24 protein-coding genes and 1 pseudogene are annotated in these 20,309 nt (G+C 38.9%); 3 read left to right on the top strand and 22 right to left on the bottom strand.

Annotation, left to right across the window (positions count from 1 at the left end; all coding sequences use genetic code 11):
• Positions 1 to 107: 107 nt before the first annotated feature.
• Positions 108 to 1,724, bottom strand: a complete 1,617-nt coding sequence (locus tag CBM15_RS06280; protein ID WP_087616322.1) for a thiamine pyrophosphate-binding protein — start codon at positions 1,722 to 1,724, stop codon at positions 108 to 110.
• A 248-nt stretch (positions 1,725 to 1,972) separates the two neighbouring features.
• Here CBM15_RS06280 and CBM15_RS06275 point away from each other — a divergent pair, with 248 nt between their 5' ends.
• The 3 genes from CBM15_RS06275 to CBM15_RS06265 all read left to right on the top strand — a co-directional run bounded on the left by CBM15_RS06275 (position 1,973) and on the right by CBM15_RS06265 (position 3,997).
• The gene (locus CBM15_RS06275) at positions 1,973 to 2,398 is read left to right on the top strand and encodes a hypothetical protein (RefSeq protein WP_087616320.1); all 426 of its coding nucleotides are present in this window, start codon (positions 1,973 to 1,975) and stop codon (positions 2,396 to 2,398) included.
• Positions 2,399 to 2,686: 288 nt separating this feature from the next.
• Positions 2,687 to 3,196 carry a phosphatase PAP2 family protein gene (locus CBM15_RS06270; protein ID WP_239534683.1) on the top strand — a complete coding sequence of 170 codons (510 nt, stop codon included), beginning with the start codon at positions 2,687 to 2,689 and terminating at the stop codon, positions 3,194 to 3,196.
• 99 nt (positions 3,197 to 3,295) lie between these two features.
• Complete coding sequence (locus tag CBM15_RS06265; protein ID WP_087616313.1) at positions 3,296 to 3,997, top strand: DUF421 domain-containing protein; 702 nt, start codon at positions 3,296 to 3,298, stop codon at positions 3,995 to 3,997.
• A 16-nt stretch (positions 3,998 to 4,013) separates the two neighbouring features.
• On the opposite strand, the gene CBM15_RS06260 is transcribed toward CBM15_RS06265, so the two are convergent.
• The 21 genes and pseudogenes from CBM15_RS06260 to CBM15_RS06165 form a co-directional block, all read right to left on the bottom strand.
• Entirely contained in the window at positions 4,014 to 4,481 is a 468-nt protein-coding gene (locus CBM15_RS06260; protein ID WP_087616311.1) for a GNAT family N-acetyltransferase, read from the bottom strand.
• Between the two features lie 175 nt (positions 4,482 to 4,656).
• Positions 4,657 to 4,800, bottom strand: a complete 144-nt coding sequence (locus tag CBM15_RS19330; protein WP_193433755.1) for a hypothetical protein — start codon at positions 4,798 to 4,800, stop codon at positions 4,657 to 4,659.
• 398 nt (positions 4,801 to 5,198) lie between these two features.
• Positions 5,199 to 5,609, bottom strand: a complete 411-nt coding sequence (locus tag CBM15_RS06255; protein WP_087616309.1) for a hypothetical protein — start codon at positions 5,607 to 5,609, stop codon at positions 5,199 to 5,201.
• 64 nt (positions 5,610 to 5,673) lie between these two features.
• Positions 5,674 to 5,862 (bottom strand): hypothetical protein, encoded by a 189-nt coding sequence (locus CBM15_RS06250; protein WP_087616307.1) that lies wholly within the window; start codon positions 5,860 to 5,862, stop codon positions 5,674 to 5,676.
• Positions 5,863 to 6,022: 160 nt separating this feature from the next.
• On the bottom strand, positions 6,023 to 6,592 hold the full coding sequence (locus CBM15_RS06245; protein ID WP_087616305.1) for a dihydrofolate reductase family protein: 570 nt from the start codon (positions 6,590 to 6,592) through the stop codon (positions 6,023 to 6,025).
• A gap of 26 nt (positions 6,593 to 6,618) precedes the next feature.
• Positions 6,619 to 7,131, bottom strand: coding sequence for a GNAT family N-acetyltransferase (locus CBM15_RS06240; protein WP_087616303.1), 513 nt, complete (start codon positions 7,129 to 7,131; stop codon positions 6,619 to 6,621).
• Between the two features lie 134 nt (positions 7,132 to 7,265).
• A complete protein-coding gene (locus tag CBM15_RS06235) occupies positions 7,266 to 8,921 on the bottom strand; it encodes an alkaline phosphatase (protein WP_087616301.1) in 1,656 nt (551 codons plus the stop codon).
• Positions 8,922 to 9,084: 163 nt separating this feature from the next.
• Complete coding sequence (locus CBM15_RS06230; RefSeq protein ID WP_008404126.1) at positions 9,085 to 9,870, bottom strand: sulfite exporter TauE/SafE family protein; 786 nt, start codon at positions 9,868 to 9,870, stop codon at positions 9,085 to 9,087.
• 144 nt (positions 9,871 to 10,014) lie between these two features.
• Positions 10,015 to 10,242: a sulfurtransferase TusA family protein gene (locus tag CBM15_RS06225; protein ID WP_087616299.1), complete on the bottom strand. Its 228-nt coding sequence runs from the start codon at positions 10,240 to 10,242 to the stop codon at positions 10,015 to 10,017.
• A gap of 58 nt (positions 10,243 to 10,300) precedes the next feature.
• Entirely contained in the window at positions 10,301 to 11,428 is a 1,128-nt protein-coding gene (locus tag CBM15_RS06220) for an MBL fold metallo-hydrolase (RefSeq protein WP_087616297.1), read from the bottom strand.
• A 44-nt stretch (positions 11,429 to 11,472) separates the two neighbouring features.
• Positions 11,473 to 11,868 (bottom strand): DsrE/DsrF/DrsH-like family protein, encoded by a 396-nt coding sequence (locus tag CBM15_RS06215; protein ID WP_087616296.1) that lies wholly within the window; start codon positions 11,866 to 11,868, stop codon positions 11,473 to 11,475.
• 1 nt (position 11,869) lies between these two features.
• A complete protein-coding gene (locus CBM15_RS06210; RefSeq protein ID WP_087616294.1) occupies positions 11,870 to 12,430 on the bottom strand; it encodes a sulfurtransferase TusA family protein in 561 nt (186 codons plus the stop codon).
• A 41-nt stretch (positions 12,431 to 12,471) separates the two neighbouring features.
• Positions 12,472 to 12,768: a rhodanese-like domain-containing protein gene (locus tag CBM15_RS06205; RefSeq protein WP_065215751.1), complete on the bottom strand. Its 297-nt coding sequence runs from the start codon at positions 12,766 to 12,768 to the stop codon at positions 12,472 to 12,474.
• Positions 12,769 to 12,781: 13 nt separating this feature from the next.
• The gene (locus CBM15_RS06200; RefSeq protein WP_087616293.1) at positions 12,782 to 13,123 is read right to left on the bottom strand and encodes a rhodanese-like domain-containing protein; all 342 of its coding nucleotides are present in this window, start codon (positions 13,121 to 13,123) and stop codon (positions 12,782 to 12,784) included.
• 10 nt (positions 13,124 to 13,133) lie between these two features.
• Positions 13,134 to 13,610: a DsrE/DsrF/DrsH-like family protein gene (locus tag CBM15_RS06195; RefSeq protein WP_008404134.1), complete on the bottom strand. Its 477-nt coding sequence runs from the start codon at positions 13,608 to 13,610 to the stop codon at positions 13,134 to 13,136.
• A gap of 51 nt (positions 13,611 to 13,661) precedes the next feature.
• The gene (locus CBM15_RS06190; protein ID WP_008404135.1) at positions 13,662 to 13,922 is read right to left on the bottom strand and encodes a metal-sensitive transcriptional regulator; all 261 of its coding nucleotides are present in this window, start codon (positions 13,920 to 13,922) and stop codon (positions 13,662 to 13,664) included.
• Between the two features lie 180 nt (positions 13,923 to 14,102).
• Positions 14,103 to 14,549: pseudogene (locus tag CBM15_RS06185) on the bottom strand (cupin domain-containing protein).
• A 337-nt stretch (positions 14,550 to 14,886) separates the two neighbouring features.
• A complete protein-coding gene (locus CBM15_RS06180) occupies positions 14,887 to 16,209 on the bottom strand; it encodes an aldehyde dehydrogenase family protein (protein WP_087616291.1) in 1,323 nt (440 codons plus the stop codon).
• A 52-nt stretch (positions 16,210 to 16,261) separates the two neighbouring features.
• The gene (locus tag CBM15_RS06175; protein ID WP_087616289.1) at positions 16,262 to 17,683 is read right to left on the bottom strand and encodes an MFS transporter; all 1,422 of its coding nucleotides are present in this window, start codon (positions 17,681 to 17,683) and stop codon (positions 16,262 to 16,264) included.
• A 213-nt stretch (positions 17,684 to 17,896) separates the two neighbouring features.
• Complete coding sequence (locus CBM15_RS06170) at positions 17,897 to 19,069, bottom strand: acyl-CoA dehydrogenase family protein (RefSeq protein WP_087616287.1); 1,173 nt, start codon at positions 19,067 to 19,069, stop codon at positions 17,897 to 17,899.
• A 19-nt stretch (positions 19,070 to 19,088) separates the two neighbouring features.
• The gene (locus CBM15_RS06165) at positions 19,089 to 20,285 is read right to left on the bottom strand and encodes an acyl-CoA dehydrogenase family protein (protein WP_087616285.1); all 1,197 of its coding nucleotides are present in this window, start codon (positions 20,283 to 20,285) and stop codon (positions 19,089 to 19,091) included.
• Positions 20,286 to 20,309: the final 24 nt, after the last annotated feature.

Below are 20,309 nucleotides of genomic sequence, written 5' to 3'. Positions count from 1 at the left end.
AACAGATTTTCCTTCACAAAAATTGTTACATTTTTTGAATACCCTGTATGATTTACTTTAAACAGTTTCAGACTTTATTCTTCAATTAAATCAATTGTGCTCATTTTTTATTGTGTTTCCGGGAAAAATACTTGGGCTGTGCTGATATCCACCAGTGTAGGTCCCTTCGTATTAAGTGCTTCTTCCATCACAGACTCCAGCTCGGAATCTGAAGTAGGTCGTAATCCTTTCCAACCGCAAGCTTCTGCCAATTTCACAAAATCAGGGTTGGTTAAATCAACACCTACTTCTTCCTTCTTGGCAACTTTCAGCTTATCTCTTTCCATTTGCAGACTCTCATTATTTAAGACAACGACTGTAATATCAAGTTCATATCGTGTAGCTGTCAATAAATCTGCCAGCACCATTTGAAGCCCTCCGTCGCCCACAATCGCCACTACTTGCTTTTCTGGCTTGATAAGCTTGGCGGCCATCGCTGCTGGAAGTCCAAAGCCCATTGTTCGCCAGTAACCGGAAAATAAAACAGATTGATCTTTTTGTTTGAAGTTACGATTCGTCCATACTGTATTATCCCCTGTATCCAGTGCGAGAATAGCATCCGGTGCTACTGTTCGGTCAATGGCGCGGATAATTCGGGATGGATGAACAGGATAACCTTTAGTATTGCCCTCCTCCTCATTTTGCGCTGCCCATTTATCTTTTGCTTGCTGTAAATGGGCTACCCAATCCTCGGAGCGGGTGAATTCTTGCAGGCTCTCCGTTAAAATTGGAATAACTTCCTCAGTTTTTCCCATGATTCCTAGTTCTGTCGGAATTTCTTTTACAAACTTATCAAATTGGCGGTCGATCTGAATAATTCGTGCATCAGTTGGCACAAACCCTTCCGGCCACCAAGTCGTGCCCGCAAGGAGTACTACATCTGCCTGTTTAAATACATCTGCAGCATAAGGATTCCCGCCTTCGCCAATCCCTTGTAAAACAAGCGGTGAAGTTTCATCAAACAAACCTTTTCCGCCTAAACTTGTAAGAATGCCGGCTCCCCATAAATCCGCCATTTTTTCCAAATCCGCTGAGACAGAAGTGGCACCTAAACCAGCCAGAATCATCGGTCGCTTGGCTGTTCTCATAATGTCTGCTGCGTGTTTCAAACTTTCATTAGTAAAGCTGGAAGTACCCTCAATCACATCGGGCAATCGACGCGGTTCCCCTTTAGCAGGCATCATTAAAATATCCTTTGGTATGGACACATGGGTTACAACCCTCTGTCCGAGAGATGTCCGTGCTGCTTTTTGCAGAACTTCAATTGTCGCATCTGGGTGTGCCAGATTTGCAGAATATGCAGCAAAAGGCTTCACAAGCTCCTGCTGGTCAATATATTGCGGATATTCTGTGCCGATTTTACTGCTTTCGGCCTGACCAGTGATTGCAAGTACAGGCGCTCTGTCTGCATGCGCATCACCAAGTCCATTTATAAGATTTGCTGCACCTGGTCCCATCGTTGCAGTACACACACCGAGACCACCAGTGAGTTTAGCTTCTGCAGACGCCATAAAAGCAGCTGTCGACTCATGTTTAACAGCAACGTACTTAATTTTATCCTGTTTTGCCAGTGCATCGATGAGTCCGAATGTCGCATCACCTACTACCCCATATATCCGTCGTACACCGAACATATACAGTTGATCGAGCATTAATTCAGAAACTGTTCGCTCTATTTTTCCCATGACATATGAACCTCCTTGATAGACCTTCCTAACCTGCCAGTTATAAAGTCTAATTTATATTTTTTGTTCACCTTTTTTAACTTTCCCTAAATCATTCGAGTTAATCTTCCTTTTTTTAAAACGCTGGTTATGTAATATCGCGTTGGGAAATTTTATCAAATAATATATAATGAATGAACTTATGGAAACATCTTTTCTTCGTGGTTTTTTAAAGGTTATGCTATATTCAAATTGTTAGGAGTGATTTGATGAAGAAATTTTTAACTGTTACTGTAATTATTCTTGTTTTACTCGGAGCAGCCGGATATGCTGTTTGGCATTTTGGGACAAATATTGCTTCCGAAAAAATCGTACAACAAGTAGAAGCTAATTTAAATGATGAAGATAAAGAGGAAGTAAAATCCTATATTGCAAAAGATCCAAAGCTTCAGGAAATTGTAAACGAAGCGGCAACTACGAATCCCGATTCTCTACCCTTCCAAACGAAGGAAGAAGCAACTCGTCTGTTAATAAAAAAAGTAGGCATTAATCGTTTACTAGCCATCCAGGAACAGGCTCAAAATGGTTCAATCAGTATTGATGAAGTAGTTTCTGAAATGGAAGGTACACTGTCTGAGGATGAAATATCTGCGTTAAAATATGTTTTATATAAGGAATTGTATAACCAGAATTAGTCAACTCGCCGTCAATAGCAACAGCTTCGTATTGGTGAACTCAAAAATAAAACTCGATTTCGAATAAACGGAATCGAGTTCTTTTTATACAATGTATTTTTCTTTGCATATAGCCATAATAAATTATATTTACTTTGCATTATCCTAAATTTCTTTAAGTTAGGAGGAACTAATATTAAAAAATGGCCATATATTTTAGGCATTTTTACTTTCGTAGTATTTTGTTTTTTATGGATAACGTTTGAAACAGCCCACATTCAAGCTTTTGACAAGGGCGCTTTTGAATTATTGTACGGTAACAAATTCATTACACTGTTTCATTATTTAGGTGAAACTAAATTTATTTTTACTGTCGCAATAATTCTTTGTCTCATTATTTGGATTTACAAAAAAGACTATAGATTGATTGGTTTTGTTATTTTTTCCGTAGGTGGTGGATACGGATTATATCAACTATTAAAACGAATAATTGAGAGGCCGCGTCCGGATATAGCGGATCAATTTTCTACATTTAGTTTTCCTTCAGGACACGCTGTACATGGCTTGGTATATATATTTACGATCGCATATGTACTTAACCGACTTTACACTTCATCAAGAACTTCACTAGTCGTTTGGATCGCAGCCATTGTCTTAACTATACTAATTGGAATTTCTCGAATCACAGAGGCACGTCACTTTGCTTCAGATGTGATAGCTGGTTGGTCGCTTGGCTATAGCTGGTTTATGCTTTGCTTTTTGTTGTATAAAAGAAGTAATGATTTTAGACGCTCAGAAAATAACCATTCTGATATTTAGATAAGTTTGCGAAAGCAGAATACTGGAAAGCATCCTTCGAATAATTTTAGAAATTTTGGCGAGAATAGTCACAGCACTAGGTTCGAAGGATGTGACACTGTGGACTTTTTTTACGGACAAGAATCTCTAACGGCAATTCAATGGATATTAAGGGCAATTATCGCCTTCTTTTTCTTATTTTTTGTAGTTAAAACAATGGGGTTACGTTCGTTTTCCCAACTACGATTACTTGATTATACAATGGCAATACTCATTGGCAATATCATCGCCCACCCACTATCAGATGAAGGGTTAGGATTGGAAGGATCATTGATTTCCATGTCTGTTTTAGTCGTCCTTTATTTAGGTTGTTTATATGTAATGAGAAAGTTTATCCCGTTCAGAGAATTTGTAGCGCCTCCCCCAATTGCTCTCGTTAAAAATGGGCAAATTAATGTAATAAATTTAAAAAAAGCAAGAATCACAATAGATGATATTTTATCAGAAATGAGAAAACAAAGTATTTCAGATATCAATAAGATTGCTTTAGCTCTATGGGAACCGGATGGGGAGATATCAATTTTTCTTTCTCCAGACCATCAGCCTGTAACAAAGTCAGATCTCAATATTACATCCCAACCTTTTTCCTATCCAATTACGATAATAAAAGAGGGTAAGATTAAATATGAAACGTTACGTAATTCACCCTATACTGAAGAAACCCTTAAAAATACTGTAAAAAAATCTTATAACGTAGAAATTAATGCGATATTGATTGCAACAATTGATCAAAATAATCAACTGCAAATTTTCCTCAAGTAGAACCCAAGTAGAACTATTAAATTGTAAGGTTCTTTTGCATTGTAACAGTTGGAATTTCATCACCATTTTTATTAATGATGATTTCTTCCTTCACGATTTTATATCCCATTTTTGAATAAAGCGCGATATTATTCTTTTCAATTTTTCTAACTTTGCATTTTGAAACAAATATATTATTTTGTACAGCGTAGCCTTCTAAGTATTTCACCAAGTTAGTTGCTACGCCCTCCCCCTGGTTTTTAGGTAAAACAGACAATCTTGAGAAATACATGAACCCATCATTTAAAATGCATTTTACGAGTGCTATTAATTCATCGTTATCGTATACTCCGAACATTTCTGTCCCTTTCTTTAATTCAGTAAGAATGGAGTCCTCTGTTTCATTTAAAGCACTGGACGGTTGTGGGTCTGTTTCGTAACGCTTAAATGCTTGATGGATAACTTTAACCGCTTCCGTTGGTTTAATTTTCTTTTCAATCTTCAAAATAGCACCCCTTTTGATAAATATACTAATTATACATATATTACAAAATAAGTAAATTCAAAAAAGAACATTTTCTTATATCAGAAAAATGTTCTTTCTAGTAATATTTATTTAATCTCAAAATCACTTAGCAGATGAAGTCCTTGTATAGTAATGCTTGGTGAATTACGAGAATTCAATTCTTATAAAGAAATTCAGCGATCGAATAAACTATAGAAATCAAGGGTAGCGCAACAAAAAAGAAAAACCAGAAAAAATCCGCATTCTTAATTTTAAGCTTAGGTTTAATTTCTCTTTTTGCTTTTACACCAATCTCCATTACTACACTCCTTTACTACATAATTTTGAAGAAGATTCACTTCTAATTTATCCAAAACTGTAGTAAATCATATACCCTTTCTTTCAGGAAAGCAACCCATAATTGATATATTTCATAGTGTATTTTTTCACTATTTTTCTTCCCGCTAAAAAAACCGATTAATTCATAAAACTAAAGACCTTTTTCACTCTCTCCCATCATACAAATAAGCGCTGTTTCTTGTAATTAAACCGCGCACGAAGGTTAAATTTTGTTATTCTGCTATAAAAAATCATTACATCATATTAGGGATAAAAACTTTCACAAATAAGAAGTAGCCTAAAGCACCAATAACTAAGCCGATAATGATGATTCCAATCGATAATGTTTTAATTTTTATGATTTTCACCTCACCTAAATTACCTCTCAATATAAATTACATCATTTGGAGGTTCAAGATACTCTTTATCCCCTAATGAAAAAGTGGTATGTAAACGTTCAATTTCCGCATACTGAATTGCTTTACCCTCATTGACAAAAACCAATAGATAAATATCATCCCTCGAACCAATGTTGCTTGGATCAGTGAATTTAACGCCGACCTGTTTTTCTATATCTGCTTGTGTCGTATAAAGCTGAACTAAAAACGCCTTGTCCCATTCGAAATCGTCAAATGTGTTTAGATAAGTTTTACTGGTGCTATTACCGGATACCATAATAATCGAAGAATGCAGTCTTTTTTCAATTTCTGTATTCCGTTTAATATCGCTATCATTACACCCGGTTATCAATAGCAAGACTAGCAATAAAAACGCAATCTGTTTTATCAATACTAAATCCCCTTTATGAAAATAGACGCGAATTCTTGTTCAAGAACCGCGTCTTTCAATTAAGTTATGGAGCAAAATCAATTAGGCCTGTAAACAATAAGAATAGCGCTAATACCCAAAAAATAAAGAGCGATGAGGAAAGAATTAAAGAGAGAATGGGAATTAACTTTTTCTCTTTTTCTTTCGATAGCGCCACAAGTGATAATAAGATCCCTATAAATGTCATGACATAGGTGATATAATCTCCTGTCATATTTCCAGTCTACTTTCTTATACAATGTTAAGCAAATATCGGTCTTTAATTAAATCTTAACTATTTTATACTATGCCCCAATAATGAAATTGAATAGGACTATTTCAGAACCTCGTCGATTTACTGATTCAAGTCTGTCACCTGTAATTTATGATAAATATTAGCTACCCTCATATTGATAAATGATTTGTACAACACCGGAAGAGAATGTTCTTGTATTTACCACTTTTAAATTTAACCTCTCTTTAATATCGATAAACAGCGGTTTGCCTTCTCCCAATACGACTGGATGAATGGATAATCTAAATTCGTCAACAAGCCCTAAATTGATAAAAGTAGTAATGAGGCTTGCTCCGCCATATAGCCAAATATCTTTACCAGGTTTGCTCTTTAATTTAATCACTTCTTCACGGATGTTATCATTTATAAATATTGCCTCATGACCGGTCCAATTTTGAGTTCTGGAGAAAACATATTTCTCTTTACTATGAACCAAATCCCACATTTCTTTTTCGGTTTCGGAGCCCCCTTCTTCAGGAATATAGTGTCCCCATAAGTCGTAGCTTTTTCTGCCGTAAAAAATTGTATCTACTTGATTCAAAAAATCGTTAAAGTTCATTTCCGGGTCCATAATACACCAATCTATTTCACCGTTTTTCCCTTCAATCAATCCATCTAAAGTAATTGCCAAATCTAAAATTAGTCTTCTCTTAGTTGTATGATCTGCCATAATTTTTTCTCCCTCTTTGATGCTGCTTACTTCCACTCTTCACCCAAAATCGCGTAATAGTATTCATCCCACCACTCATCACCGTTGGGAATACATTTTTTGAAATATCCTTCCCTTCTCATGCCAATTTTCTCCATTACACGATATGAAGGCGGATTTTGTGGCTGACAAGTTGCGATCACTCTATGTAGCTTCTTTTCTTCAAAGGCATATTGTAACATTGCTTGAGCCGCTTCAGTAGCATATCCTTTATTATAAAATTTCGGGTTGAATACCCAGCCAATCTCATAAGTATGATCTCCAAAATATTTACCGAAAAATATATGTCCAATCAAAGTATTTTCAACTTTCAATATGACTGCGAACTTCTCCGCTACATTCCCCAAGTTCTGTTCGATAAATTCTTTTGCCATTTCTTCTGTAAAAACCCCTTCAGGTATATATTTCATGACATTGGCATCGGATGTATATTCATATACCGCCTGTAAATCGGTCATTTCGAATTTCCGTATTAATAATCTTTCGGTTTCAACGTGCATTCCATTACCCCCATTTATAACTACTATTTTCTAGTTTCGACATTGGTTGATTGTTTACCTTTTTAATAAAACGTTCTGGTTACTTCAAACAAAAAATCCTCACCACACGAGTTGGCGAGGATTTCACTTAGCATTTACTTAAGCTTGTTGATTGTTTCTTTTGAAATATAGAAACCACTTTCATTGTATACGCTGATAGTATTTGTCAGAATTTCATTTGTCGTTACTTTGCCTGATTTATCCGCTGTTTTTTTAATAATTATGTCCTTATTTTCAGGAATTTCATAAGTAGTGGTACCTTTCTTCACTACAAGTACCGCGTTTTCCTTATCCGATAGGTCGATTGAAGTCGTCATTCCTTTACCATTCAATGCTACTTCTGCGTTCGTGTAAAGATCTTTTGTTAATTTATCTAATTTAATGCCCATGAAGTTGGCCATTTCTTTTGCTAAATCGGTATTGTCAACTAATCCGGAAATTCGTTTTGGTCCATATGAGTACAGGAATACGTCATCGCCCGTATGTCCACCAGTAGTGTATCCTAAATCCGCACGCTTTGATAAAAGATCGACGAGTGTACCGGCAAGCTTCTTCGTTTCTGCTGCGTTCAGGGCAGCCGTTTCCTCTGCAGTTAAATTATCAAGTCCATATAATTTCGCTACTTCAACTAAATTCGAACGATCGGGCTTTAAGTGGCTTAGTGCGCCTTCAACTGTCATCGTTGCCTTCTTCAATGGATTAATATAATTGGAAATATTAATTTTGTCATATGTAGAGTTCGTGTTTTCATTACCAATCGTAATCCCGCTGTTGCCGTGGTCTGTTACAGCTATAACCATCGTATTTTTATCTTTCTTCGCAAATTTCAGCGCTTCATTTACCGCATCATCGAATGACAAAATATCCGTAACCATTCCGATTGGATCATTCGCATGGGCTGCCCAGTCGATTTTACTGCCTTCGATCATAAGGAAGAATCCATCCTTATCTTTGTTCAGCGTATCGATCGCTGTTGACGTCATTTCTGCCAGTGAAGGTTCATTTGGATTTGTTTTCGTACGATCTAGTTCATATGCTAAAGAACTGCCCGCAAAACTTCCGTAAATTTTATCGGATTTAGATTTTAATAACTCATCCCGCGTCGTAATGAGGTCATATCCTTTCTCCTCAATTACGTTAACTAGATCTTCGCCATCTTTCCGGTTTTCTGATTTTAAGTAATCATATCCACCGCCAAGAATCACATCCATATTTTGATACACTTGCTGCTCACCGATATCGTCATAGTTACTGCGAGAAGTTACATGTGAAGAAAAACTTGCTGGTGTCGCATGCTGAATTTCAGATGTGGACACGATTCCTGTTGCCTTGCCAAGTTGTTTTGCTCCTTCTAACACATTGGCAACTGGTGTAAATGCATTGTCCGGATTTCCTTTTACGCCCGGCATATCAATTACGGATGGCAGTACCCCTACATAACCGCTGTTTGATTTATGGCCGGTAGCAAGTGCCGTTCCAGCTGGTGCCGAATCTGTGATAGCCGATTCTGCTGAATACGTTGTCACACCACCTGTTAAAATTTCATCCATTGCGAGACTTTCACCTTTGTACCAGCGAGCTAACGATACAGCATTATTGCTGGAACCGTCCATCACTAGCATGATAACATTTGTCGGCTCCTTTTTTGCTTGTTTTGCTTCAGCTTCAGTATTGAACTGCATGACAGAAAGAGATGATACTGCCACTGTCCCCGCAAGTGCATAAGTAAACCATTTTTTCTTGTTCTTCATCAATGAAATTTCCTCCTAAGCAACCGCTAATTTGTAATTCGATTTCATTGTAAAGTTCTTTTGTAAATCTAGAATGCTACAATTGTTAAGAAATATTGAGTCATTGTGAAGGTCAAAAAAAAAGAGGGAAGCTCATCATCCGCTTCACCACTTTAAAAATTGATTATAGTAAAATATCTATCCATATTTTAATGGCCGTGGCACCAATCATAATTGCAAGCAGCCATTGCAGCATTTTTACATTCATTTTCTGGCCGACTTTTGCACCAAGTGGCGCGGCAATGATACTAGCGATAATCATAATAAATGCCGGCCAATAGTCTACCTGGCCTGTCATCACTTTGCCGACACTACCACCGATCGAGGAGATGAATGTAATTGCCAAGCTTGTCGCAATCGTGATTCGAGTTGGAATTTTTAACACCGTCAGCATAATCGGTACAAGTAAAAATCCGCCGGCTGCCCCGACAATTCCTGACCCGATGCCGACAATCAGTGCAAGTGAGCTTGCCAATACTTTATTGAAGGTAATTTCTGTTGTATTTTCAACCGTTTTCTTTGGTATAAACATCATAACAGCTGCAATGGCGGCTAATAGACCATATACAATATTAACGGCATCTTCAGACAAAAATCCTGAACCGTAACTGCCGATGAAGCTACCGATTAAAATCGCCACACCCATATAGATAATGAGTTCTCTGTTTAACAACCCGCTTTTACGGTAAGCCCAAACCCCTGCAAGCGATGCAAATAGCACTTGTACAGCACTAATACCGGAAACTTCATGTGCGGTAAATGCCACCAAACCGAACATTGGCGGAATATAGAGCAGCAACGGGTATTTAATGATTGAACCGCCGACACCTAGCATTCCGGATAGAAACGAGCCGATAAATCCAAGCCCGAATATGACAGCTATATACATAAATGATAAATCGATTTCCATATGTTTTCCTTCTTTCAAAAATTCAATTTATACCTCAGCTAAATAATTGTGACTTCAGCTGGGGTTTATCTTTATTCAACGGGCGTTTATACACCCGCTGAATAAAGATATAGCGAGTAGAAGCTTCATCTACCCGCTATTTTTTTATGCTTTTTGAATGTAGAAGTACAGGACGCCTGCTTCTTCTTTTTGTTCTACGATAGTGTGGCCGCCTGCACCTGCCCATGCAGTAAAGTCATTTAATGCACCTTTGTCTGTCACTAATACTTCCAGAACTTCTCCTGAATTCAATGTATCGATCGCCTTTTTTGTTTTTACGATCGGCATTGGGCAAGCTAAACCTTTAGCATCCAGTGTTTGTTTAATATTCATGTATAATTCCTCTTTTCATTAATTTGATTGTTCTATTAAAATCATTTTTTATTAATCGTTATCTTACTGCACAGCGGTTCGGACCAATCTCCATCTCTGTCTGTTCTTCATCGCTTGGTGTCACTTTCCCCATATTCACGATGCGGATTTCCTGATAAGCATTCGGCTGCGGTGGCAAGTTGTCTGTTACCATTGAACGGAATTGCTTTTCGTCTTGTACATTTAAACCATGGTTTTCAGCGAATAAATCACCTAAACGTTTTGCTACTGTTCCGTCTTCATTCAGCTCATCGATGATCATGAAGTGCGCTGGCAGTACGATTAAATCTCCAGCCAATGTGCGGTAGCGTTTGTATAATGTTTCACGTAAGTCACCAACCCAATCCTCCGCTAATCCGGCTAAGTCCGGGCGACCGATCGAATCGATAAACAGGATGTCTCCTGTTAATAAGTACTTTCCGTCAATCACAAATGAAGTTGACCCAATTGTGTGACCTGGCGAATACATCGCGCCCACTTCGATTTCCGATGCACCTAATGTTACTGTTAGGCCATCTTCAAGTGCTGTATAATCGAAAACTACTTCTTCTGCATCTTTTGGCGGCAGGTAGTATGTTGCACCTGTTTTTTCTGCAATATGACGTCCACCAGAGATGTGATCTGCGTGCAGGTGCGTATCGAAAACATGCTTAATCTCAACACCTTTTTCTTTTGCGAAGTCAGTGAATACATCCGTGAAGCGAACTGCATCGATAATTGCTGCTTCCCCACCGTTGATTGCCATGTAAGAAAGACAGCCTTTTCCTAAACGTACAAACTGATACAGTTCACCGCCATTGTTCAAGTCTCCAACTTTAATCGGTTCAAGGTACATCGACCATGACTTCATGCCGCCTTCTAGATAACCGACTGACAGACCTGCATCTGAAAGCATTTCCGCCACCATGATGGATGATCCTTCTTTAGCACATACAACCAATACTTCTTTTTCGGCAGGAATTTGCGGTAAAATTTCATCTACGCCATCCAACAGTTCAAAATAAGGAATATTTAAATAATCAAATTTGTGACCTTCGATTTTCCAGTCTTTAAATGCATCTTCATTACGAACATCTAAAATAAACAATTCTTTGTTTTCGATTACTTTACGCGCCACTTGTGCGGCTGTCCATGCTGTTACTGTCATCTAAATTACCCCCATAGGTATATTTTGGTTTAAAATTTTTTCTGTTAAAACGTTAATGTTGGTGCTGCATCCTTCGCATATTCCATGAATGTAACGGCACCGCCTACTTCAATGCCATCCACGAAATCAGCTTTTGTCAGGCCCATTACGTCCATTGTCATTTGGCAGGCGATGAACTTCACACCTAAATCCTGTGCCATTTCCACTAATTGCGGGATTGCAGGTACATTCGCATTGGCAAAGCCTTCCGCAAAGTGTTCTTTACCGGCAGGCATTTCAAGTGCATTCATCCCTTGTTTATGAATGAGGTTCAATCCTTCAAATGTGAAAAAGATGGCGACTTCTTTATCGGAAGCTGCTGCTGCCGTTGCGATATTGAATACTTTATACGCATCGAAAAGTCCGCCGTTCGCTGCGATGATTGCTACTTTGTTTGTCATATTACTCTACCTCTTTCTTCAATTCGCCTTCATAACCTGTCATACCAGGCAAGACGTTGTATACTTTTGTAAATCCAGCTTCAGCCAGTTGTTTTGCTGCCATATCTGAGCGTGTACCTGTACGGCAAATTACATAAATAGTTTGGTCTTTATCGAGTTCATCCATTCGTGTTGCTAATTCGCCCATAGGAATTGATTTTGCTCCCGGGATATGGCCAAAAGCGTATTCCGCTGCTTCACGTACGTCCAAAATCATTCCATCTTCCTTCACGGCATCTTCATTCGAAATCGTTTGTTCAAATGATTTTTCCGCTGCATCATTGATTTCCGGATTGCACTTTCGGATATAGTGATAAAACACACCATTTACTTCATTTGAGCCGATATATTGATGACCGACCGTTTTCGACCATGCAGCTAAATCTGCCACCGAGCCTTTATCTGTCGCCTGAATCTCGAGCACTTGTCCTTCTGCCACATCATTCATCGCTTTTTTTGTTCTGACAATCGGCATTGGACAAGCTAAACCTTTTGCATCAAGTTGTACGTCTGATTTAATCATCGTTATCCTCCTAGGGGTATTATCCTATTTAAATTTTTTACTTACTTAACTTCGCCATTCCATTCAAGCATACCGCCTGTCATATTCGTCACGTCAAACCCTTGTGATTCCAAAAAAGCTGTTGCCTGACCGCTGCGGCCGCCTGAACGGCAAACCATAATGTACGGTGTTTTCTTATCCAATTCGTGCATACGGAATTCCAGTAATCCTAATGGAATATGGGTAATCCCCGGAATATGACCTGCTTCTACTTCCGCTACTTCACGAACATCGATTAAATGAACCGCTTCACCTGCTTCTAATTTTGCTTGTACTTGTTCTGGTAAAATTGTTTTCATTCTTTCTTCCTCCTTAATAGGCACTCATGCCGCCACGTATATTCGTGACACGGCTATAGCCTAATTTTTTCAGTTGATTACATGCTTGTTTGGAACGCATGCCGCTTTGGCAAATGACCACAATTTCCTTATCCTTTGGCAGTTTTGAAAAATCAGAGCCAAGTGGGAGATTTTTAAATTGCTTCACATTGCGCGCTTTATACTCAGCAGGTGTGCGTACATCAATAAACAATTTGTCTTTGTCATTGATCATTGTTTTGAGTTCTGTCGTCGAAATCGTCTTGACGCCTTTTGCCGGCTTCATGCGCCAGGCTAAAAATGCCACGATCACGGCGATTAACAGTATTGTTTCCATATGTCACCTCTTATATGAATAGGTTGACGTTTCCGTCTTCCGCATCCGCTAAATAGGCCGCTACTCCGGCGTATTCGATGCCATCAAGCAATTCTTCTTTTTGAAGTCCCAATAAATCCATCGTCATCGTACATGTCACAAGTTTAATATCTTGTTCCTGTGCCATTTCAACGAGTTGTGTCAACGTTAATGCGTTATGCTTATTCATTACATGCTTGATCATTTTTGGTCCCATGCCAAGCATCTGCATTTTTGATAAGCCAAGTTTTTCTGCTCCGCGCGGCATCATTTTGGCGAACATTTTTTCCAGGAACCCTTTCTTAACAGTTACCGGTTCTTGTTTTCGTAATGCATTGATACCCCAAAAGGTATGAAAAATTGTTACCTCATGATCATATGCAGCCGCACCGTTTGCAATAATGTAAGCAGCCATCGCCTTGTCGTAATCACCGCTGAATAATACGATTGTTGTTCTTTTCTTTTCCAACGAAAGTCCCCCTACCCCTATAGGTATAATATATTTTAAAAATAAAAAGCCTTATCGACTTTTTACTAGTAAATCTACTGCCTGTTTGACCATGGCATTTTTATCCATCGTTTCGGCATCTTCCTTTGAAAGACACTCCACTAAATTATCCGTTACGATGACACCGATTGTACGGTCAACAGCAGAACGGACAGCACTAAGTTGTGTGATAACATCTTTGCAGTCCTTTTCTTCTTCCATCATCCGTAATATGCCGCGTAACTGACCTTCGACTTTTTTCATTCGAGCCAATACTTTTGGATCATACTGCATATGCTCACCTCATTTGGAATGATTTATTAACCAAACTATACTACCCCACAGGGTATATGTCAAACATTTAATTTTCTAGTAGTGTTGAGAACAGAAAAGCTATTTCTCACTTTGTATTATACCCCTATAGGTATAAATGTCAACAAAAAGAAACTCGCACTTTTGTGCAAGTTTCCAAAACTAGAGCTCATGTCTTTCCGCATCTTGTTTTGTTGGATGCACTGTTCCAAATGGATGATTTGGTGGTGCATAGATGGAATATAACTTTAACGGAATATTTCCGATATTGAATAAGTTATGCCATGTGCCAGCAGGGATGATGATGGCGCTATCATCAAAAACGATCCATTGCAAATTTAAATTGTCTTTACCTTTACCCATTTGAACAATTCCTTAACCTTGTTTAATCCGTAGAAACTGATCGACATTCGGATGCACAATATCCTCGCCTGGATGAAAACTCATGACAGTCAATTGCAGATGATTCCTGGTCCATAAAACGGTCCGGAACGTACTATTGCGCTTTGTCGCTCCATGAATATTAATGACAAATGGGTTTTTGCCATAGTCCGTTATATCATTCATGCTGTTACCAAAATCCCAATATATATTGGGCATAAAATTCATGTTGATTTCATCCCTTCGCTTACAATGTATTCCATATAAATAGATTATGAAAACTTACAGTTAACGTTCACTTTCTTTTGAGTTAATTCCATTTATTCCTTTAGTACAGGGGCATTTTTTCAATTATTATACATACCACAACAATCATCGATAAAACTATCGTTAACCATATAATCTTTTCTCCTAACAATAATACAGAGGGATAAATTAGTTTCTTTAGTGTCCGTTTTAAGATTATATGTTCTTTAAAATATCTTGCGGATTTATTATTCCATAATAAAATTAAAAATAACACTTTTCTTTATAGGAAAAGTGTTTACTGTAGTTCTTCGGTATGTCATGAAAGAATTTTATAAACAGCACGCTGATGCGAGAAAGTTTTAAAACCATGAATTCCATGGAAATTGCCGCTTCCCGAGTTATTGACACCGCCAAATGGTAAATGAAGATGCGTATTGTGCATAAAAATACCGTTGACCGTCACTCCTCCAGAAGACGTAGTACGGAGCACCTGCTGTTGGAAATGTTCATCCTCACTATAAATATACAGCGCTAAAGGCTTTGGATTCTGCTGGATATAGCGAATCGCCTCCGACACATCCTTATACGTTTTTACAAATGTGAGCGGTCCGAAGATTTCCTCATCCGCAATCCGCATGTCGGGCATAATATTTCCTAATAAAGTCGGTTCGATTAAACGATTTTCATCATCAAATATCCCTCCGCTTAATACGGTTGCTCCTTTTTCCATTGCATCCTCGAATAACCCCTTAATCCGATAATAGTGTGCATCATTGACAATTTGAGTACGCTCCGTTGTGCGTAATTTACCGTCACCATAGAGCATACCTAGCGTCATTTGCTGAAAAGCCCGTGCAAAACCTGTTAAATCGTCTTCATGAACAAATAAATAATCTGGTGAAATACAAAACTGGCCAGCCATCATTACCTTTCCGAAAACGATTGTTTGCGTCGCTTTGAAAGGATTATACCCTTTATCGATAATAACCGGCGATTTACCGCCAAGCTCAAGCGTTACAGTTGCCAGATGCTCGGCCGCTTCACGCATGACTATTTTGCCGACACGGGGACTGCCCGTAAAGAAGAAATGATCAAACGGCAGCTTCAGTAATTGCTCGGATACATCGGCTTCCCCCTGAACGAACGCGACCTCCTGCTCATCAAATACCGATTCAATTATATCTTCCAGTATCTGATTATAGGCAGGATTAAACTCGCTTGGTTTAATTAATACACAGTTTCCTGCAGCCAATGCATCCACTAATGGATGAATTGTTACGGACATCGGAGAATTCCAAGTCCCGAAAATGCAAACACAGCCGCGTGATTCATATAAAATATAGGCTTCTCCATCTTGAGTATTTTCAACCCGATCAGGTTGCATCCATTGCTCCAGATGCTGAACAGTAAAATCAATCGCCGATGTGACGGAATAAATTTGTTGCTCGGCTGTCATAGTCGTCATGGCAAAATCACTGTTCGCGGCCTCTACCAAATCCTGTGTACGTGTCAAAATCGCATTTTTCAAATTCATCAGTTTTTTGATACGCTGCTGTGCTGTTGTTTGACGTGCCTGCCACTGAAAACTTTTTTGCTTGTCAAAAATACTTTGTAGCTTGTTTAACGTAGAAAAACTCATCTTTCCCACTCCCTTTTATAAAATTAAACTTACCTATTTCAAATCCTTTAATTTAAACAAGCTGCTCTGTGGCTGGTTCTTCTTCCTCTATTTTCAAATTGCGCTTTTGCAATGTGATGACAAAGATTCCAAGTGCAAGAACAACTGCGCCTAAGCATGCAAACAGTAAGTACGACAAGCCTTGACTTAAATTTGGAAGTCGTAAAAACAGTCCTAGGAAAGATGTTGCCAATAACGACGATACTGCAACAGCTAACTGAATGACACTCATTGCAACACTAATATCTTTATCAGGCAAGTTCATTTGAATTCCTGTGTGGAAAATTGAAATCAGGACACCGCTGGACGTTCCCCAAATTAAACAAATAATCGTTAAGGCTAATGTAGAAGCAGATGTTGTAAAGAACGTTAAAGTGAAAATCATAGAAGCAAAAATAACCATCGCAATGATTGCAACCAATTTGAAATCCTTCAACTTTACAACAAGGAATCCGCTCATTGCAGCAAATATGAAGGAAGTCGTCCCTCGAAACGTCATAAATAAGCCTGTTTCAGTAGGTGTAAAACCAAATAAATTTTGTAAGAACATCGGCAATAAAAAAATTAGCCCGGTTGCGGCAAACATAACGGCAAAAACACTTAACATGCAAACGACAAAAACCCGATATTTAAATAACCGTAATGGCACGACCGGATGTGCAACCTTCTTTTGGCTAGTAATAAAACCGAAAATCGACAGGACAAAGACGATGACCAACACGAACATCGGGACAGATAGCCAAGGAATTCTTGAGCCGCCAAATGTTGTAATCGCAACAAAAACTAAAATAGCGGCACTTAAAATACTTATTCCCTTATAATCAAGTTTCGCATTTTCTGTCCTCGGAATATTCGGCATATATTTAACGACTAAATACAAGCCAACCACTCCAATTGGAGCTATCGAATAAAATACCCAGTGCCAGGACATATACTGGACAAATATTCCACCCAATGTAGGCGCGACTATTGCTGTAATGGCATTTAATGCCCCATAAAACCCTAAAAACTTCGCCCTGTTCGCCAAATCAAATATATCGCTGATGACGATCAGACCAACTACAGCCGCAAGTGCGCCGCCTAAGCCCTGTATCGCCCGGAAAATCATTAAATGGTAAATATTCGATACCAACAAAGGTGTTATTATTTCCGAGACTAAAATAACTAAAATACCGATAATCAAAATTTGTCTGCGCCCGTAAATATCACTCATTTTCCCTACTATTGGCGTCATTATTGCACTTACAGTCAAATTTACAGTGAATACGAGCGAGTAAAATTCGATGCCGCCAATATCATCAATAATTTTAGGCAACGCGACTGAGAACTGGGAGGAAACCATAAGCCCCAATTCAATACACATAAAGACCCCAACCATTAATAAAACCTTTTGTTTATATGTTAGCGACTCAACAGTTTTAGACGTTTTTAACATGAACAAAATCACCTCTTTGATTTTGATTATTTTGTTAGACTAAACTTTCCGCTCAATTAAACAAATAGCCCGAACTATAACAATGTTGTGTCGTCGGCTCAGACGTCTTATCTATAAATTCGGATTAATTTTCTGAGTTTCATTAAAATAGAGAGCGACTTGATTTAAATATTTCATATATTTAAACGCAAATCACTCTCTATATATAATCCTCTATTTATGCGCCATAATAGTTTGCTGCTCTGTTTGAACAGAATTTTGACTGGTCCAATTTAAAGCATTAATTGCCAGATCATAATATTGATCAATGCTTCCTAAATAATTTTCGTAGTATTTAGCCTGCTTTATAAATAAGTGACAATCGATTTCCTCCGTGAATCCAATCCCGCCATGAATTTGGATATTATGGGACGCCAATCGAATGAATGCCTGCGTTGCAAAAATACGCGCACTGCAAATTGCCTCAATCCGGTCTTCTGAAAAAGTCTCCATTGCCCAGTTTGCATAATAGGAAAGCGAACGTGCAGTCTCCAAATCCAATTTCATATCTGCTAGACGATGTTTAATCGCCTGGAATTTACCGATAGGGTTTCCGAATTGTTCACGGATTTTAGCGTACTCGCTGGCCATCTCCACTATATGCTCCATTGCACCTACCGCTACGGAAGATAACGCAGCATTATAATAAAGCAAACCCTCCTGCAACATTCCCCAGCCATCTCCTATTTGGCCAATAACATTTTCAGCCGGAACTTTCACTTGTTCAAATTCAACCATTGACAGCTTTCTCGTTTCAGCAAAATTATCCTGTGGTGTAATCGAAATTCCCGGTGTGCTAAGATCCACAGTGATTAATGTAATTTCATTGTGTATTCGTAGTGGAACTATAACATGCTGTGCGAGCTCTAGATCTGGCACCAGTGTTTTCACACCATTTAAAATAATCTGCCCCTGACTCACTTCACCAGAAAGCCGGATCCCCTGCTCTTTATAGCTGCCACCTGGCTCTAACCATGCCACCGTAAAATTTAAATCCGAATCGGCTATTTCCTTTAAAAAATATTGCTTCTGCTCCTTCGTTCCGAAACGTTCAATCATAGGAACTGCCATTGCATTTGTTTCAAGGTGTAAACCCGGAAGCAATACCCTGCCGAACTCTTCCATGATCGGCACTAAATCGAGCTGGCCTAAGCCCATTCCCTCGAATTCTTCCGGGATATTCAATTTTGTCCAGCCCAATTCCTTTAAATCCGATAAAATATTTTTTACATGCTCTTTTTTGTTATCAATATAATCTCTTGCAATTTTCGTATGTTCCATATCCCCTAAAAATTTCTTTATATATTCCCGAAACATTTCCTGTTCCTGGCTTAAAGAAAAGTCCATCTATTCACCTTCTTCTCATTTATTTGCCAATATCCTTTGGCAGGCCTAAAATGCGCTCCGCAATTGTATTTCTCTGGATTTCACTCGTACCGCCTCCGATTGTTTGACCAAAGGCATAGAGATAATTCCTTTGCCAATACGAGTCGCCATACACGGCATCTTTTTTCCATAACAGCCCTTGGTGCCCCTGAATTGAAATGGCTTCTGCGAACAGTTCTTTCGTATTTTCGCTGACTAAGAGTTTATCCATTGAGCCTTCCACTCCCGGATGACCCACTTTTAGCTGCTTAGTTAAATTGCGGTAATAGTTCAGCAAGGACCCGCGCGACTTAATATACAAATCCAGCAGTCTTTTGCGGACATCCGGCTTATCTATTACAGGCACATGATCCTCCGTTACATTGCGGGCCAATTCCACCAGCTCATCAAATTGCTGTTCCAATGAGAACACCTGTGCACCAATGCCCGTTCTTTCATGCATGAGCAACGCAATTGTTACACGCCATCCATCATCGACAGCACCGATAATTTCACTTTCATAGGCAACCGCATCATTCAAATAAACCTCATTGAAATCATGCTCTCCGTCCATTTGAATAATTGGTCTAACCTCGACGCCCGGCTGGTTCATATCCAATAAAAAACATGTAATCCCATGGTGCTTTTTCTCGCCCTTACTCGTTCGGGCTACTAAAAAGCAGCGATCTGCAAAATGCGCAAAACTTGTCCAGATTTTCTGCCCATTTATAATCCACTTATCGCCGTCTTTCACCGCTGTCGTTTGAACAGCCGCCAAATCCGAGCCTGCGTTTGGTTCAGAATAACCCTGGCACCATACTTCCTCACCGGTAATAATTTTTGATATATATTTTTCCTGCTGTTCCTTGCTGCCGATCTGCATGAGTGTGGGGCCTACCATATGTAAGCCCACATAGTTAACAAGTGGCGGTGCCTTCACACGAACCATTTCCTGATGATAAATGATTTCTTCCATCAGCGTCGCATTGCGGCCGCCTTGCTGTTCCGGCCAAGCAATCGCTGCCCATCTTCCCTCTGAAAGTTTTCTTTGCCAATTTCGTAAAAATTGGCCTAGCTCTTGTTGATTTTCCGGCATTTTAAAGGTGCCAGCCAGCCAGCCCTCCGGCAGATTATTTTCCAGCCATTCGCGAAGCTCCAGACGAAACTGCTCCTCGTGACTTGTGTACGAAAAGTCCATCCATATCCCTCCTTCTTAAAGAAT

This window comes from Solibacillus kalamii, assembly GCF_002174535.1.
Classification (GTDB): domain Bacteria; phylum Bacillota; class Bacilli; order Bacillales_A; family Planococcaceae; genus Solibacillus; species Solibacillus silvestris.
The sequence above is the reverse complement of the archived record's forward strand: the minus strand, read 5'-3'. Positions and strand labels throughout refer to the sequence as shown.